Source organism: Paracidovorax sp. MALMAid1276, assembly GCF_049198005.1.
Taxonomy (GTDB): Bacteria; Pseudomonadota; Gammaproteobacteria; order Burkholderiales; family Burkholderiaceae_C; genus Acidovorax.
This window is the reverse complement of sequence record NZ_JBMIRS010000147.1, coordinates 1-15,831: the sequence shown is the minus strand read 5'-3', so window position 1 is coordinate 15,831 and position 15,831 is coordinate 1. Positions and strand designations below refer to the sequence as shown.

The following is a 15,831-nucleotide window of genomic DNA, read 5'->3' as shown; positions in this document are numbered from 1 at the left end:
ATTTTGTAGTTTGCGGCGAAATGATGGCGCCGCGAGCCTGTGGATAACTTGATCCGCGTGCGCTTGAAAACCGCAGCCCCTTCCTCACATGAGACGCAATCGGAGGACATTCACCCATGCGTCTCGACAAATTCACCACCAAGTTCCAGGAAGCCCTGGGCGATGCCCAGAGCATTGCCCTGGCCCATGACAACGCCTACATCGAGCCGGTGCACGTGCTGCTGGCCATGCTCAAGCAGGACGACGGCCCCAAGGCGCTGCTGCAGCGCGCGGGCGCCAACGTGCCGGGCCTCACCAGCGCGGCCGAAGCCGCCATCAAGCGCCTGCCGCAGGTGCAGGGGCACGACCAGGTGCAGGGCGGGCCCGAGCTGGGCCGCGTGCTGCAGGCCACCGAGAAGGAGGCCATCAAGCGCGGCGACCAGTTCATCGCGAGCGAGCTGTTTTTGCTGGCCCTGACCGACAGCAAGGGCGACGCCGCCCAGATCGCCAAGGACAACGGCCTGACCCGCAAGAGCCTGGAAGCCGCCATCAACGCTGTGCGCGGCGGCCAGAAGGTGGACAACGCCGAGGCCGAGGGCCAGCGCGGCGCGCTGCAAAAGTATTGCCTGGACCTGACCGAGCGTGCCCGCGCGGGCAAGCTCGACCCCGTGATCGGCCGCGACGACGAGATTCGCCGCGCCATTCAGGTGCTGCAGCGGCGCAGCAAGAACAACCCGGTGCTGATCGGCGAGCCCGGCGTGGGCAAGACCGCCATCGTGGAGGGACTGGCCCAGCGCATCATCGCGGGCGAGGTGCCCGAGTCGCTCAAGGACAAGCGCGTGCTGAGCCTGGACATGGCGGCCCTGCTGGCGGGCGCCAAGTACCGGGGCGAGTTTGAAGAGCGCCTGAAAGCCGTGCTGAACGAGCTGTCCAAGGACGAGGGCCAGACCATCGTCTTTATCGACGAGCTGCACACCATGGTGGGCGCGGGCAAGGCCGAGGGCGCGATGGATGCGGGCAACATGCTGAAACCCGCGCTGGCCCGTGGCGAGCTGCACTGCGTGGGCGCGACCACGCTGGATGAATACCGCAAGTACATCGAGAAGGACGCGGCGCTGGAGCGGCGCTTCCAGAAGATCCTGGTGGGCGAACCCAGCGTGGAAGCCACCATCGCCATCCTGCGCGGCCTGCAGGAGCGCTATGAGCTGCACCACGGCGTGGACATCACCGACCCGGCCATCGTGGCCGCCGCCGAGCTGTCCAACCGCTACATCACCGACCGCTTTTTGCCCGACAAGGCCATCGACCTGATCGACGAGGCAGCGGCCAAGATCAAGATCGAGATCGACTCCAAGCCCGAGGCCATCGACAAGCTCGACCGCCGCCTGATCCAGCTGCAGATCGAGCGCGAAGCCGTGAAGAAGGAAAAGGACGAGGCATCGCAGAAGCGGCTGACCTTGCTGGAGGAAGAGATCGTCCGCCTGCAAAAGGAGATTGCCGACCTGGAAGACATCTGGACCGCCGAGAAGGCGCAGGCCCAGGGCAGCCAGCAGGTGCGCGAGCAGGTCGAGAAGGTGAAGCTGCAGATCGAGGACCTCAAGCGCAAGGGCGACTTCAACAAGGTGGCCGAGCTGCAGTACGGCAAGCTGCCCGACCTGGAGCGCCAGCTGAAGGAAGCGCAGGCCAAGGAAGAGGGCAAGGACGGTGTCTCCACCCCCAACCGCCTGCTGCGCACGCAGGTGGGCGCCGAAGAGATTGCCGAGGTGGTGAGCCGCGCCACGGGCATCCCGGTGAGCAAGATGATGCAGGGCGAGAAGGACAAGCTGCTGCAGATGGAAACCCGGCTGCACGAGCGCGTGGTGGGCCAGGACGAGGCCATCAGTGCGGTGGCCAACGCCATCCGCCGCTCGCGCTCGGGCCTGTCGGACCCCAACCGCCCCACAGGCTCCTTCCTGTTCCTCGGCCCCACGGGCGTGGGCAAGACCGAGCTGTGCAAGGCGCTGGCGGGCTTCCTGTTCGACAGCGAGGAGCACCTGGTGCGCATCGACATGAGCGAGTTCATGGAGAAGCACTCGGTGGCCCGCCTCATCGGCGCGCCGCCCGGCTATGTGGGCTATGAAGAGGGCGGCTACCTGACCGAGGCTGTACGCCGCAAGCCCTACAGCGTGCTGCTGCTCGACGAGGTGGAAAAGGCCCACCCCGACGTGTTCAACGTGCTGCTGCAGGTGCTGGACGACGGCCGCCTGACCGACGGCCAGGGCCGCACCGTGGACTTCAAGAACACGGTGATCGTGATGACCAGCAACATCGGCTCGCACCTGATCCAGAGCATGGTGGGCCAGGACTCGCAGGACATCAAGGATGCGGTGTGGGGGGAACTCAAGGCCCATTTCCGGCCCGAATTCCTGAACCGGATCGACGAAACGGTGGTGTTTCACGGCCTGGATGCGCAGCACATCGCCTCCATCGCGAAGATCCAGCTGGCCCAGCTGCAAAACCGCCTAGCGCGGATGGATTTGGAGCTGCAGGTGTCCGACGCTGCCTTGGCAGAATTGGCCAAGGTGGGGTTCGACCCGGTGTTCGGTGCGCGGCCGCTCAAGCGGGCGATCCAGCAGCGCATCGAGAACCCGCTGTCGAAGCTGCTGCTGGAAGGGCGCTTTCCGCCCAAGAGCGTGATTCCGGTCACGGTGAACCCGGTGCTGGAACCCGGCGTGTTCCAGTTCGGCGGCGCCGAGCGGGGCTAGCCACCCGGGGCGAGGGCCGAGCCCTCGCCCCGGCTTGTGAAGGAGAGGTATCGTTTGAATGATTTTGTTGCGGGCCTTGTGCGCCTGCTGCTCAAGGCCCTGGTCGTGGCGATGGGCCTCGTGTTGTTTGCCAGCCTGCTGGTCGCCGCCATGGTGCTGGCGCTGGTATGGGCGCTGCGTGCGGGCTGGGCGCGCCTCACGGGCCGCCCGGTCACGCCCTGGGTGATGGGCGTGGATCCGCGCAGCGGGTTTGGCGCGGCGTTCCGCTCGACGGAGCGCTGGGCTCAGGGCGGGCGCGGGCGGGCTCCGGCTGCTGCTGCAGGGGCTGCAGGCACCAGCGACGAAGCGTCGTCACACCGCCGCACCGGCGTGCTGCCGGGTGCGGGCGAGGTGACGGACGTGGAAGCGCGCGACGTGCGCTGAGCCCTCTGCACCTCCGTCCCGCCGTGCCCTGCGGCGGGTGGTTGGAGCCTGTTTTGATGTGACGCGCCCTGGGGGGTGTCTTCTATGATCCATCCATGACCCCTGCCGATATCCACGCCCATTTCGACCTTCAACGCCAGGCCAGCCGCGCACAGGTGGATGTGCCTCTGCTGGTGCGCCGAGAGCGCCTTCTGCGGCTGCGCAAGATGCTTGACGAGAACGGCGCGGTGCTGGCGGCGGCGGTGCAGGCCGACTTCGGCATGCGGTCGCCGCGCCTGACCGAGGTGGCGGATTTCCTGGTGCTGCGCACGCTGCTGTCGCACACACTGCGCCACCTGGCGCGGTGGATGAAGCCGCGACGGGTGCGCACCCCCATCTATCTGCAACCTGCCCATGCCTTCATCCAGCGCCAGCCGCTGGGCGTGGTGGGCGTGATCGCCCCGTGGAACTACCCGGTGCAGCTGGCGCTGGCGCCTGCCATCACGGCCATCGCCGCAGGCAACCGCGTGATACTCAAGCCCAGCGAGCTGACGCCCCATACCTCGGCGCAGATGGCGGCGCTGGTGGCGCAGTTCTTTGCGCCCGAAGAGTTCTGCGTGGTGCAGGGCGACGCCAACCTGTCGGCGCTGTTTGCGTCGCTGCCCTTCGACCATCTGGTGTTCACCGGCTCCACGGCCGTGGGCCGCAAGGTGGCGCAGGCGGCGGCGCAGCACCTCACCCCCACCACGCTGGAGCTGGGCGGCAAGTCGCCCTGCATCATCGACGGCAACTGCGACATGCAGGACGCCGCGCTCAAGATCGCGCACGGCAAGCTGCTGAATGCGGGACAGACCTGCATTGCGCCCGACTATGTGCTGCTGCCCCGCGGCCGCGAGGGCGAGTTCACGCAGGCCTATCGGGCGGCGGTGCTGCGGCTGTTCCCCACGCTGGAGGGCAATGGCGACTACGCGTCCATCATCACGCCGCGCCACCATGCGCGCCTGCGCACCATGCTGCAGCAGGCGCAGACGCAGGGGGCCGAGGTGCACACCATCGACCCGGCGGCGGGCAAGCCCGCCGTTCCGACCGCAGGCACCCTGGGCGACGGCGCCAGCCGCCAGATGGCCCCCACGCTGGTGTTTGGCGCCACCTCGCAGATGCAGCTGATGCAGGAGGAGATCTTCGGCCCCATCCTGCCCGTCATCTCGTACGAGCGCCTGGACGATGCGATTGCGCACATCAACGCCGGCCCGCGTCCGTTGGCGCTGTACTGGTTCGGCCAGAGCGAGGCCGTGCGCGACGACGTGCTGCGCCGCACCGTGAGCGGCGGCGTGACGGTGAACGACACGCTGATGCACATTGCGCACGACAACCTGCCCTTTGGCGGCGTGGGCGACAGCGGCTGGGGTGCCTACCATGGCGAGCCGGGCTTTCTGCGCTTTTGCCACCAGAAGTCGGTGCTGGTGCAGTCGCGCTGGGCCATGGGCTCGCTGTTCTACCCGCCGTATGGCGCGCGGTTCGACCAGCTCATGGGGATGCTGCGGCGCTGGCTGTAGAGGACGGGCTTGCGCCAGCGGGGTGGCCGTGGTTGCCATCCTCATCATCGTGGTGGTCGTCGTGGTGGTCGTCGAGAGGATCGTCGTGCGGGTGGATTGACGCCTCGGGCAGCGGCTGGGTCATGAGCTGCACCATGGCATCGCGCAGCTGGCCCGTGGACACGGGCTTGTGCAGCAGCAGCGCCGAGGTGGACTGCGCGTCGCGCAGGCGCTGGGGCGAGGTGTCGCCGGTCATGATGATCGCGGGAACCGGGGTGCCCAGGTAGGCGCGCAGGGCCTGCAGCACCTGTTTGCCCGTTTCCTCGTGCCGCAGCCGGAAGTCCGTGATGATGAGGTCCGGCGTGAGGTCGTCCAGGCATTCCAGCGCCTCGGTGCTCGACTCTGCGGTGATGCACTGGCAGCCCCAGCTGTGCAGCAGCGACTGCATGCCCAGCCGCACGGCCTCGTCGTCGTCGATGGCCAGCACCTTCAGCCCCACCAGGCAGCGCGCGTCCAGCGCCGGCGGCGTTTCGTCGTCCAGCGCGCCCTGCCAGCGGTCCAGCCACAGCCGGAACACCGACCCGTGGCCGGGCTGCGAGCGCAGCTCGACCGACGTCTTCATCTCGCGGGCCAGACGCTGCACGATGGCCAGGCCCAGGCCCAGGCCCTTGCGGCGGTCGCGCTCGGGGTTGCCCAGTTGGTGGAACTCGCGAAAGATGTCGTCCCACTGCTGCTCGGGAATGCCCGCGCCGGTGTCCCACACCTCCAGCGCCAGCCGCCGACCGCGTGTCCGGCAGGCGATGAGCACGCCGCCGCGCGTGGTGTAGCGCAGCGCGTTGGAGATGAAGTTGTGCATCACCAGCCCCACCAGGGAGCGGTCGGCATGCGCGGCCGCCGTGGTCTCGCGCGTGCGGTAGACAAGCCCGGCGGCGTCGGCCTGCACGCCGAACTCCTGCTCCAGTGCCGTGAGCAGGGGCTGCACCGCAAAGGCTTCGGGGCGCACCTTCACCACCCCGGCTTCCAGCCGCGAATAGTCGAGCAGCGTGGTGAGCATCTCGGCCGCAGCGCCGGACGCCGCATGGGCGTGCCGCAGCACGGTGTGCTGGTGGTCGTTGAGGGGGCTGCGCTGCAGCGACTCCAGGAACAGGCCCATGGCATGCAGGGGCTGGCGCAGGTCGTGGCTGGCGGCGGCCAGAAAGCGCGACTTGTCGCGGTCTGCGCGTTCGGCCGCCTCTTGCGCGGCCAGCGCGCGCTGCGACTGGGCGCGCAGCTCGCTCACCAGGCGCTCGTTCTCCAGCTTCAGCGCAATGCTGCGCCGCGTGGCGCGGTCGGCGGTGCGGGCCTGCAGGCTGGTGAGCGCGTAATACACGCTGGTGAGGAACAGGGCCGGCCACATCACGGGGGTGTCCGCCACGGCCACGGCAACCATCACCCCGCCGATGGCGCAGGTCAGGTAGGTGAGGTAGGCGCGGTACAGCGGGGCGCCCAGCCCCAGTGCGCCGGACGACACGGTGCTGATGATGCCGATGGCATAGATCACGCTGTCGGACGTGCCCCAGTAGAGCACCACAACCCCCAGGCTGCCCCAGCTCAGGCCCATGGCTGCCATGCAGGCAATCAGCTTGCGCGCTGCCTGTGGGGCGGGGTCCGAAAACGGGTCGATGCTGCGCAGCGTGGCATACACGCCAGCCACCACCAGCGTGTGCGTGATGAGCCAGACGGTGACCGCCTGCGCATCGGCCACGCGGGCCATCACCCACAGGGTGCCAAGGGCCGTGGCCAGCGAGGCCAGCAGCGTCATGGGGAAGTTCTGGCGCAGCAGGGCCACCTGCTCGCGCAGCACCTCGTCGCGCTCCCACAGGGGCCAGCCCCAGCGTGTGGGCGGCGTCGGGGCGGCGGGCGCCGGCGTGGACGCTGCGGGCGCCGCAGCCGCCTCAGAGCGTGCCATGGACCTGCGGAGTGGACAGGCCCAGACGCTGTGCGGCCAGCAGTGCCGCGCTGCGGCTGTTGACGCCCAGCTGGGCAAAGATGGCGGCCACGTGCACGCGCACCGTGTTTTCGCTCAGGCCCAGGTCGCGGGCGATGACCTTGTTGGGCCGGCCCGTGCACAGCAGCGACAGCACCTCCAGCTGCCGGGTGGTGAGTGCCGGAGTGCCCGCTGCGCGCGGCATGGCGGCCGTGCCGCTGTGGGCCGGGAAGCACGGCCTGCCCTGCAGGGCGCAGGTGATGGCTTCGAAGATGTCTGCAGCGCTGGCGGACTTGGGCAGGAAGCCATCGGCGCCTCGGCCCCGCGCCTCGTGGATGGCGTCGGGCGCCACGCTGGCCGAGACCAGCACGATGCGGGCGGACGGGCAGGCCTGGCGCAGAGGGCGCAGGCCGTCCAGCCCGCTCATGCCGGGCAGCTGGATGTCGAGCAGCACCAGATCGGTGTCGGCCGCCCTCAGGGCGCAGGCCTCTGCGATGGAGCCGGCTTCGGCGATCGCACCCACGCCGGGGTGGTCCTGGACGATCAGGCGCAGCCCGGTGCGGAACAGGGCGTGGTCATCCACGAGCAAGAGACGTGCACTCATAGGCCGGAGTATTGCGCACAACCCGTTGTGGCGGACTAATCCATTTGTGCGATGGACGCTGGCTGGGCCACTTTTTAGACTTTCCGTCAAGCATTGAAATGCACCTTTGACAGACACGGACCGGGAGGGCACGGCAATGCGCGCAACAGCGATGGCACCGCCGTCGTTGCCTGCCTCACGTCTCCATCCGTTCGTCCATCCAAGTCCATTGAAGGGATCTCCATGACATTCCAAGCCAACGACCGAGACCACGCGGCGCCTTCGGGCGATGCCGACAGCAGCCCCGCACCGCGCAGCGCACGCCGCGCCGCCACAACAGGCGCCGCCGAGGCGGCCACCGGGCTCGGCGGCAACACCGTGGCGCACATCGTGGAAGGCCATTGCCCCGACATGCTCGCGGCTGCCGGCGTGATCATCGAGCAACTGGACGCACAGGCGGGCACCTGGCAGTTTTCCATCGACGATGGCCAGACCTGGAGGGCGATCCGCACCGATCTCATCAACCGGGCGGGCTACCTGGGCCTGGCCCTGAACCGCGAGGCGCGTCTGCGGGTGCTGCCCTTCGGCGGCCACCGCGTCACTGGCGCGCGGGTGGCCTTTCACACGGTGCAGCGCAGCCACGGCCCGGGCAACGGCAGCTATCGCGCCTATGCGCCGGACGAGCGCGAAGATGGCTCGCACACGGTGACGCTGGTGCTCAGCCTGGGGGCGGTGAACGGCACACCGCCCGAGGTGCATGTGCCCCGTCCGCGCAACAAGCGCGCCATGGCGCAGCGCGCTGCCATGTCTGCCGGCGGCAGCGCAGCGGGCATGCTGATGGCCTGAAAGCCGCGCGTTGCGGGCTGCTTTTTGAAGCGGCCCGCAGGGCGCGCAAAGAGGGGCAAAACCGTTTGCGGCGACAATGCTGGGTTTCCGATTTTTTATTCCCAGTTTTCGTTCGGTTTTTTCATGTCCAGTATCCAGGTTCGTCCCGCCACGCTTCGCGATGCCAAGGCCATCGCCCAGATCCACACCGTCTCTGCCCAAGAGGCCTACAAGGGCCTGGTGCCAGACGAGCAGTTGAAATCCATGTCTTCGGTCGAAAAGCGCCAAGCCTACTGGCGCGAGGCCATCGAGTATTGCGAGCCCCAGGTGCAGGTGGCGGTAGACGGCGAAAAGATCGTCGGCTTTGTCGGTTACGACCGTTCGCGCGACGAGAAGTCGCGCCCCACCACCGGGGAAATCTGGGCCATCTATGCCGCCCCCACACACTGGAACCAGGGCGTGGGCCTGGCCCTGTGGGACGCCGCCCGCGACGGCCTTCAGGAAGAGGGTTGCACCAACGTGACGGCCTGGGTGCCGCTGCGCAATGAGCGCGCCATCCGGTTCCATGAGCTGGCGGGCTTCAAGCAGGAACTCTCGACCGCCAAGACCGCCGTGATCGGCGGCGTGAAGATCGAAGAAGTGCGGCTGAAGCGCCCCATCAACGCATAGGTTGCACGATGATCGAATGGAGCCGGCAGGGCCAGACTCACAAAGCCCTGTGGCGCTCCGAAGGGGGTGCCCCCGCACCCCGGCGTGTGGAGGTGGCCGACGACACGCTGGCCGCCGACACGGCCTACCGCATGGCGTGTGAAGGCACGGGGCTGCTGTGGCAGGGTGACTTTCAGAACGCGCGGCACCTGCTGCAGGCGCTGAAGCGCCGGGCCGACCGGAAGCCGCGCAAGTCTGCGGCCAAGGCGTCGCAAAAGCTTGCCGGCGCCACCCCCGCCGAAGCCTTTCACCTGCACCGTCAGGCGCAGGCGCAGCGCGCACGGGTGCTGGCGGCCGTGCTCATTCCGCTGGAGGGCGACTACGGCATCGCGCTGCGCCGCGCGCCCGACTGGCGCGTGGCGTGCACGGAGGCCTGGGGCCCCGCCACGGGCGAACGCAGCGTGGCCACGCTGCGCGAGCTGCTGGGCCTGGTGGGTGCGCACGAGTGGCGCAAGAAGGGCGTGGAAGTGCCCGCGCTGGGCGCGCCGCCGAACAACCGCATTCACCCGCACTACGGCGTTTTCTCGCCGGTGCGCGGCGAGTATGTGGATCTGGTGGCCCAGGCGCCGCTGCCGGGCCATGGCCTGGCGTTCGACATCGGCGTGGGCACGGGCGTGCTGTCGGCCGTGCTCGTGCGCCGGGGTGTGCGGCAGGTGGTGGCCACCGACCAGGACCCGCGCGCCCTGGCGTGCGCGCGCGATAACCTCGCGCGCCTGGGCGTGCCGCCGCAGCAGGTCGAGCTGTTGCAGACCGACCTGTTTCCGCCCGGCCGCGCGCAGCTGGTGGTGTGCAACCCGCCCTGGGTGCCCGCGCGCGCCAGCTCGCCCATCGAGCACGCGGTGTACGACGAAGGCAGCCGCATGCTGCGCGGCTTTCTGGCGGGCCTGAAGGACCATCTCGAACCCGAGGGCGAAGGCTGGCTCATCCTGTCGGACTTCGCCGAGCACCTGGGGCTCAGGCCCCGCGACCAGCTCTTGGGCTGGATCGCCGAGGCGGGCCTTACCGTGGCCGGCCGGCACGACGTGAAACCGCGCCACGCCAAGGCGGCAGACGCGGCAGACCCGCTGCATGCGGCGCGCGCGGCCGAGGTCACATCGCTGTGGCGGCTGCGGCAGGCCTGAGCGGGCGCACTCGCACATTCAGTCGCACGCCACCCGCACCAGCGCTTGTACCCGCACTCGCACCCGCTACGCGCAGCTGCCCGGCAAATGGGCCTGTGCGGTCACACCAGACCCGCCGGCTGGGTCGACGCGAAGCTGCCCCGGGGCGGTACGCGCGGCAGCAGCTGCTCCAGCCGCTCGCGCAGGCCGGATGCGCGCTCGGCGCCTGCGGCCAGCGCCACTTCTTCCAGCATGGCCTCGCCCACGTCCAGCATGCTCTCGCGGTCCTTGGCGCCGCGCAGGGCTTCGCGAAACTGCTCGGCCAGCGCCGGGTCGCGGCGCGCAAACAGCCGCTCGCAGGTGTCGAACAGGTACATGCGCGCCCCGGCCAGGGAGCGCAGCGATTCGCCCGGCTCGGGCCGCTGCGCGGAGGGCGCCTGCACGGTGCTGGCCGTTGCGGCGAGAGGTGTGGCGGGATGTGTGGCGAGAGGTGTGGTGGACGGCGCGGCCGGCGGCGTTGACGGCCCGGTGAGGTAGCCCTGGCGCATCAGGTTTTCCACGATCTGCGCGCCGATGCCGTTGTACATCGCCTGCAGGTCGGACAGCGGCTTGCCGTCGGCCAGCAGCAGCAGCGAGCGCTCGCGCAGGCTCAGGGAGCGGACGCCCGGAGACAGTTCCAGGCGGGCTTTGTCGGTTTTCTGGAGCAGCATGGCGGCCTCGTTTTCGGGTGCACCCACATCGGTGCCGCCGATTGCAGCAGCGTGCCGTGACGCCATGATGACCCGGTGAAGCACAATGGCAGGCTGTCTGCATGCTGCGGATGCCGCCACGCCGAGCCGTACCTGGCATCAGATGTTTGCTCTCTTTTTGATAGCTATAAGCGCTTTATGAATAAGCGCTGGGGCTGATTTTTATTGATTTTTTTTGGCCCTGCCGACCGCCCGGTGCGTGCAGCAGCAGGGCCAAGCCCGTCCGCGATGACCTTGCTGCTCGCCCCCATGGAGGGGCTTCTGGATTTTGTGCTGCGCGATGTGCTGACACGCGTGGGCGGGGTGGACCGCTGCGTCTCGGAGTTCATCCGCATCACCGGCACGCTGCTGCCGGACAAGGTGTTCCTGCGCTACATCCCCGAGCTCCGCCATGGCAGCCGCACGCTGGCGGGCGTGCCTGTGCGGGCGCAGCTGCTGGGCTCCGACCCTGTCTCCATGGCTGAAAACGCCGCCCGCCTGGCGGCCCTGGGGCCCGAGGGGATCGACCTGAACTTTGGCTGCCCGGCCAAGGTGGTCAACCGGCACGGTGGCGGCGCGGCGCTGCTGCAGGACCCCGAGCGCATCGCCGCCGTGGTGACGGCCGTGCGGCGTGCCGTGCCAGCGCACCTGCCCGTGTCTGCCAAGATGCGCCTGGGGTTCAACGACAGCGCACTGATGCGCGAATGCGCGCAGGCCATGCAGGCCGGTGGCGCGGCCGAGCTGGTGGTGCATGCGCGCACCAAGGCAGATGGCTACCGGCCGCCGGCGTACTGGGAGCAGATTCCGGCGATTCGTGCCGCCGTGGCGATCCCTGTGGTGGCCAACGGGGAGATCTGGACCGTGGCCGACGCGCAGCGCTGCCGGGCCGTGTCAGGCTGCGAGCATCTGATGCTGGGCCGGGGCATGGTGGCCGACCCCGGGCTCGCCCGCGCCATCCGGGCGGCGGACGCGGGCCGGCCCGGTGACGACGCGGTGGACTGGGCCGACCTGGTGCCGCACCTGGCGGTGTTCTGGCAACGGGTGTGCGACGACCTGGAACCCCGCCAGCGTGCGGGCCGCCTCAAGCAATGGCTGAACCTGCTGCGCCGCCGGCATGTAGAGGCCGAGCACGCCTATCAGCACGTGCGCACCATGACAGACCAGCGCGCCGTCAGCCAGTGGGTGTCGGAGCTGGTGCTACGCCACCGGGATGCGGTGGCGTGATGCATTGATGGAGTGATCGCGCCATGGCGTGATCGCGTGCAGGGTGGCTTGCGGGTGGGCATAGGGCTACGCGTGGAGGGCGCAGCGCTCCCCGGGCCGGGCGGATCAAAGCAGGTGGTCGGGCGCGAGCGGCCCCAGCAGCTGCAGCATCAGGCGCAGCGGCGCGCTGGCGTCGGGCTCCGAATGGGCATCTTCCAGCTCGCTGCCCTGGGGGGCGCGCCATAGCAGCGACCCGTCCACCAGCTGCACATGCCAGGCGGATTCGCCCAGCGCGGTTTCGATCTGCTCGGTGGCGCGGCGTGACAGCTCGGTGCTGCGGATGAGCAGGGCGATTTCGGTGTTCTGCAATTGCGAGCGCATGTCCAGGTTCATCGACCCCACCACCAACAGCCGGCCGTCCAGCACCAGCAGCTTGGAATGGAGCATGGCCCGCGAACTGCCCATCGACCCGCTGCTGCCGCCCATGCCCATCGATGCGCCCTGGTCGGCCCCGCTGCGCGGCCCTGCCGACCCACCGGACCCGCCCAGGCTGCCCGTGGACCCCAGCGACCCGCGCAGCATGCTGGTCTGCTCGCTGCGCATTTCGTACAGCTCCACCCCCATGGCCAGCAGGTCGGGCCGGTGGCGCGCGTAGCCTGCGTGGGCAATCGGCGCGTCGTTGGAGGCGAGGGAGTTCGTCAGCACCCGCACGCGCACGCCCCGCGCCCGCGCTTGGGCAAAGGCTTGCTTCATGTCGGGCCCGGGCACGAAATACGGCGAGATGATCAGCAGGTCTCGCCGGGCCTGGCGCATGAGCTGCAGCAGCCCATCGACCACCGTGTCGGTCTGCGCGGCCTCGGCCTCGGCCTGGGCCTGGGCCTGGGCCTGCGCCTGCGCCTGTGCGGCATTGCGGACCACGGCGCGCCCGCCGGCCCCACCGGCCCCGCCGACCGATTCGCGCGAGACGTCTTCAGAAGCCGGAGGAGCGGCCATGGCGGTGTCGGCGACGGGCCGCCGCGCCGCCAAGGCGTGCGGCGTGGCGGTCTGGGGGGCGGTCGGGGAGGCGGTCGGGGAGGCAGGTCTGGCGCCCTCGGCCCCTGTGCCGCGTGATGTGTTGGCCCCTGTGCCGCGCGGCGCAGGGGCGCCCGAGGCACGTGCGGTGATGGCGAGCGGAGTGGCCTTGGCGGGCGGCTGCTCGGGCAGGGCGCCGGTGGCCGCGCTGTCGGCGGGAATCTTGGCGGGCTTGTCCACCAGCACGGCAGCAGGCGCCCAGATGAACCGCGCCTGCGCCAGGTCCATGGGCTGGTAGTCCCAGATGCGCGCAACCCGGGCTGCGCTCACGGTGCCAGAGGCTGCGACTGCTGCGGAGGTGGCGGCGGAGGCGGTTGCGGATGCAGGTGCCTGCGCCACCGTGGCGGGGGCGGGGGCGCCTCCACCCTGGCCATCCTCCTGCTCGCGCCGCGCCGCCTCGGAGGCGCGCAGGCTCTCGCGCATGGCCAGCAGTTCCTCGCGGGTGATCAGCGACTGCACGGGGTAGGCGCGCTCGTTGTTCCAGTAGCTGTCGAAGCTGCGCGACAGCTCTGCCACCACGGGCCCGGCCGCCAGCACGTCCAGATCCACAAAATTGCCCGCTTCGGCCGTGCCGAAGTACGCGTCGCCCAGGTTGCGCCCACCAGTCACGCCCATGGCGTTGTCGGCGATGAAGAGCTTGTTGTGCATGCGCTGCTGCACGCGCGAGAAATCGCCCAGCGCGCTGAAGAGGCGCCCGATGGGCGAGCCCCGCGCGCCCGTGAGCGGGTTGAACATGCGCATCTCGATGTTGGGCACAAAGGCCAGCCGCATCACCTGTGCGTCGCGCCCCGTGCTGTGGAAGTCGTCCAGCAGCACCCGCACCCGAACGCCGCGCCGGGCTGCCGCCACCACGCTGCGCAGCAGCCGCCCCGTGCTCGCGTCGGCATGGATGGCGTAGTACTGCAGGTCCAGCGTCTTTTCTGCCGCGTCCACCAGAGCCAGGCGGCTGCTGTAGGCGTCCTGCGGGCCGCTCAGCAGCAAGAAACCCGAGGAATGCCGTCCCGCGTCGGCCTGGCGGCGTGCCTCCACGAGTCGGCCCAGCGCCGTGCCGGCCGGGGAGGACAGCGCCTCCGACACGGGGCGCTCCACGTTCTTGGGCAAGCCGGTGCACCCCACCATGCTGGCCGCGCCCGCAACGCACATGGCCAGCACGGCCATCCATCCATAGCGCGCGGTGCGGGCCAAAAAAGCGGGGGCGGGTGGAGTTTGCATCGCGCGATTGTCGCGAAGCGGCGCCGCCGCGCGTGTCAGACGCAGCGCCATCCCGGTGTTGCCATGGCGGTGTGCCAGGCCCGCAAGCACTGCGGCGCTGCAGCGTTGCAGCGGGCCAGGCCGCCCGCCGCGTCGCAGCCGCGCAGTGCTTTCTTTACCAGTTCACTTCGCGCTCTGGCGTGGCGCTGATCTTGTGGATGGACAGGTCGGCGCCGTCGAACTCTTCCTCGGGCGACATGCGCAGGCCCACCGTGCTCTTGAGGATGCCGTACACCACAAAGCCCCCGGCCAGGGCCCAGGCCACGCCCATCGCAGAGCCCAGCATCTGCGCCCAGATGCTGACACCCCCCAGGCCCCCCAGCGCCTTGCTGCCAAATATGCCGGCCGCCAGGCCGCCCCAGGTGCCGCACAGGCCGTGCAGGGGCCACACGCCCAGCACGTCGTCAATCTTCCAGCGGTTTTGCGTGAGCGTGAAGGTGAGCACGAAGATCGACCCCGCCACCGCGCCCACCACCAGCGCCCCCAGCGGGTGCATCAGATCGGACCCGGCACACACGGCCACCAGGCCTGCGAGGGGGCCGTTGTGCACAAAGCCTGGGTCGTTCCTGCCCAGCAGCAGGGCCGCCAGCGTGCCGCCCACCATGGCCATCAGCGAGTTGACGGCCACCAGCCCCGAGAGCTTGTCCACCGTCTGTGCGCTCATCACATTGAAGCCGAACCAGCCCACCACCAGCACCCAGGCGCCGAGTGCCAGAAACGGGATGTTGGACGGCGGGTGCGCGGAAATCGCGCCATCCTTGCGGTAGCGGTTGGCGCGCGAGCCCAGCAGCAGCACCGCGGGCAGCGCAATCCATCCCCCCATGGCGTGCACCACGATGGAGCCCGCGAAGTCGTGGAACTCCTCGCCCGTCACGGCCTTGATCCAGGCCTGCACGCCAAAGTGCTGGTTCCAGGCAATGCCTTCGAAGAACGGGTACACCACGCCCACGATCACGGCGGTGGCGATCAGCTGCGGCCAGAACTTGGCCCTCTCGGCAATGCCGCCGGAGATGATCGCCGGAATGGCCGCCGCGAAGGTCAGCAAGAAGAAGAACTTGACGAGCGAATAGCCGCTTTGCTGGGTCAGCGTCTCGGCGCTGACAAAGAAATGCGTGCCATAGGCCACGCTGTAGCCCACCGCAAAGTACACGACCGTAGACACCGAGAAATCCACCAGGATCTTGACCAGCGCGTTGACCTGGTTCTTCTTGCGGACCGTGCCCAGCTCTAGAAATGCAAACCCCGCATGCATCGCAAGCACCATGATGGCGCCCAAAAGAATGAACAGGGCGTCTGTGCCCTGTTTGAGTGCTTCCATAACCCGTTTCCCTCCGGTAATTGATCGGTGTTGGTGCGTTCCATCGGGGATTGCCTGGAGCGCACCAATTTGAAGCAATATTGATGCCAGTTGTTGGTGCGAAGAGGGAGGCGTTGTTGCACCGTTCGAGGGCGTTGGCTGCGCAGTAGCCGGCAAACCCGTGCTGCACCGCACGGCGATGCGCCAGGCATGGGCGCTATGCGACTGCGCTCGCTTCAGTCCAAGAGTGATGTCAGCGCAGCTAGGAGCCTGCGCCGGAGAAGGCATGGAAGCGAAACGCGCGAAAACCGAGGATCGCGTCGTGCTGCCGACGAGCCCAGGGTGGCCCACTGGGCGCAGGCGGTCGTACCGCGCGAGACCGGTTTTTCGCGCGTTGCAGCCGATGCACCTTCTGCCGGGCAGACTCCCAGGGGTGGGC

General features: G+C 69.0%; 12 protein-coding genes. 7 read left to right on the top strand and 5 right to left on the bottom strand.

Features of this window, described 5'->3' with window-relative positions; translation table 11 throughout:
* The first annotated feature begins 116 nt into the window (after positions 1 to 116).
* The 3 genes from clpB to ACOQFS_RS09895 all read left to right on the top strand — a co-directional run bounded on the left by clpB (position 117) and on the right by ACOQFS_RS09895 (position 4,681).
* The gene (gene clpB, locus ACOQFS_RS09905; protein ID WP_421562714.1) at positions 117 to 2,723 is read left to right on the top strand and encodes an ATP-dependent chaperone ClpB; all 2,607 of its coding nucleotides are present in this window, start codon (positions 117 to 119) and stop codon (positions 2,721 to 2,723) included.
* A gap of 54 nt (positions 2,724 to 2,777) precedes the next feature.
* Positions 2,778 to 3,146 carry a hypothetical protein gene (locus ACOQFS_RS09900; protein WP_421562713.1) on the top strand — a complete coding sequence of 123 codons (369 nt, stop codon included), beginning with the start codon at positions 2,778 to 2,780 and terminating at the stop codon, positions 3,144 to 3,146.
* 95 nt (positions 3,147 to 3,241) lie between these two features.
* Positions 3,242 to 4,681, top strand: coding sequence for a coniferyl aldehyde dehydrogenase (locus ACOQFS_RS09895; protein WP_421562712.1), 1,440 nt, complete (start codon positions 3,242 to 3,244; stop codon positions 4,679 to 4,681).
* On the opposite strand, the gene ACOQFS_RS09890 is transcribed toward ACOQFS_RS09895, so the two are convergent.
* Both ACOQFS_RS09890 and ACOQFS_RS09885 read right to left on the bottom strand, forming a co-directional pair.
* On the bottom strand, positions 4,653 to 6,608 hold the full coding sequence (locus tag ACOQFS_RS09890) for a hybrid sensor histidine kinase/response regulator (protein ID WP_421562711.1): 1,956 nt from the start codon (positions 6,606 to 6,608) through the stop codon (positions 4,653 to 4,655). The genes ACOQFS_RS09895 and ACOQFS_RS09890 overlap by 29 nt on opposite strands.
* Positions 6,595 to 7,230, bottom strand: coding sequence for a response regulator (locus ACOQFS_RS09885; RefSeq protein WP_421562710.1), 636 nt, complete (start codon positions 7,228 to 7,230; stop codon positions 6,595 to 6,597). The genes ACOQFS_RS09890 and ACOQFS_RS09885 overlap by 14 nt, the downstream gene beginning before the upstream one ends.
* Before the next feature lie 222 nt (positions 7,231 to 7,452).
* On the opposite strand from ACOQFS_RS09885, the gene ACOQFS_RS09880 reads away from it, so the two are divergent.
* The 3 genes from ACOQFS_RS09880 (at position 7,453) to ACOQFS_RS09870 (ending at position 9,863) form a co-directional block, all read left to right on the top strand.
* Entirely contained in the window at positions 7,453 to 8,055 is a 603-nt protein-coding gene (locus ACOQFS_RS09880) for a hypothetical protein (RefSeq protein ID WP_421562709.1), read from the top strand.
* Positions 8,056 to 8,178: 123 nt separating this feature from the next.
* Positions 8,179 to 8,703 carry a GNAT family N-acetyltransferase gene (locus ACOQFS_RS09875; RefSeq protein ID WP_421562708.1) on the top strand — a complete coding sequence of 175 codons (525 nt, stop codon included), beginning with the start codon at positions 8,179 to 8,181 and terminating at the stop codon, positions 8,701 to 8,703.
* 8 nt (positions 8,704 to 8,711) lie between these two features.
* Entirely contained in the window at positions 8,712 to 9,863 is a 1,152-nt protein-coding gene (locus ACOQFS_RS09870; protein ID WP_421562707.1) for a methyltransferase, read from the top strand.
* Between the two features lie 101 nt (positions 9,864 to 9,964).
* Here the strand turns inward: ACOQFS_RS09870 and ACOQFS_RS09865 are convergent, their stop codons facing one another.
* Positions 9,965 to 10,552 (bottom strand): hypothetical protein, encoded by a 588-nt coding sequence (locus tag ACOQFS_RS09865; protein WP_421562706.1) that lies wholly within the window; start codon positions 10,550 to 10,552, stop codon positions 9,965 to 9,967.
* Between the two features lie 267 nt (positions 10,553 to 10,819).
* On the opposite strand from ACOQFS_RS09865, the gene ACOQFS_RS09860 reads away from it, so the two are divergent.
* Positions 10,820 to 11,794: a tRNA dihydrouridine synthase gene (locus tag ACOQFS_RS09860; protein ID WP_421562705.1), complete on the top strand. Its 975-nt coding sequence runs from the start codon at positions 10,820 to 10,822 to the stop codon at positions 11,792 to 11,794.
* A 105-nt stretch (positions 11,795 to 11,899) separates the two neighbouring features.
* Here the strand turns inward: ACOQFS_RS09860 and ACOQFS_RS09855 are convergent, their stop codons facing one another.
* Together ACOQFS_RS09855 and ACOQFS_RS09850 are read right to left on the bottom strand one after the other, a co-directional pair.
* Complete coding sequence (locus tag ACOQFS_RS09855; RefSeq protein WP_421562729.1) at positions 11,900 to 14,002, bottom strand: phospholipase D-like domain-containing protein; 2,103 nt, start codon at positions 14,000 to 14,002, stop codon at positions 11,900 to 11,902.
* A 208-nt stretch (positions 14,003 to 14,210) separates the two neighbouring features.
* Positions 14,211 to 15,413, bottom strand: a complete 1,203-nt coding sequence (locus tag ACOQFS_RS09850; protein WP_421562704.1) for an ammonium transporter — start codon at positions 15,411 to 15,413, stop codon at positions 14,211 to 14,213.
* Positions 15,414 to 15,831 lie beyond the last annotated feature (418 nt).

What these genes read in the sequence shown, in the direction of transcription:
- ACOQFS_RS09855 (WP_421562729.1), bottom strand. Translation starts at nt 14,002, where the DNA reads ATGGCCGTGCTGGCCATGTGCGTTGCGGGCGCGGCCAGCATGGTGGGG.
- ACOQFS_RS09890 (WP_421562711.1), bottom strand. Translation starts at nt 6,608, where the DNA reads ATGGCACGCTCTGAGGCGGCTGCGGCGCCCGCAGCGTCCACGCCGGCG.
- clpB (WP_421562714.1), top strand. Translation starts at nt 117, where the DNA reads ATGCGTCTCGACAAATTCACCACCAAGTTCCAGGAAGCCCTGGGCGAT.
- ACOQFS_RS09850 (WP_421562704.1), bottom strand. Translation starts at nt 15,413, where the DNA reads ATGGAAGCACTCAAACAGGGCACAGACGCCCTGTTCATTCTTTTGGGC.
- ACOQFS_RS09895 (WP_421562712.1), top strand. Translation starts at nt 3,242, where the DNA reads ATGACCCCTGCCGATATCCACGCCCATTTCGACCTTCAACGCCAGGCC.
- ACOQFS_RS09875 (WP_421562708.1), top strand. Translation starts at nt 8,179, where the DNA reads ATGTCCAGTATCCAGGTTCGTCCCGCCACGCTTCGCGATGCCAAGGCC.
- ACOQFS_RS09870 (WP_421562707.1), top strand. Translation starts at nt 8,712, where the DNA reads ATGATCGAATGGAGCCGGCAGGGCCAGACTCACAAAGCCCTGTGGCGC.
- ACOQFS_RS09860 (WP_421562705.1), top strand. Translation starts at nt 10,820, where the DNA reads ATGACCTTGCTGCTCGCCCCCATGGAGGGGCTTCTGGATTTTGTGCTG.
- ACOQFS_RS09880 (WP_421562709.1), top strand. Translation starts at nt 7,453, where the DNA reads ATGACATTCCAAGCCAACGACCGAGACCACGCGGCGCCTTCGGGCGAT.
- ACOQFS_RS09885 (WP_421562710.1), bottom strand. Translation starts at nt 7,230, where the DNA reads ATGAGTGCACGTCTCTTGCTCGTGGATGACCACGCCCTGTTCCGCACC.
- ACOQFS_RS09865 (WP_421562706.1), bottom strand. Translation starts at nt 10,552, where the DNA reads ATGCTGCTCCAGAAAACCGACAAAGCCCGCCTGGAACTGTCTCCGGGC.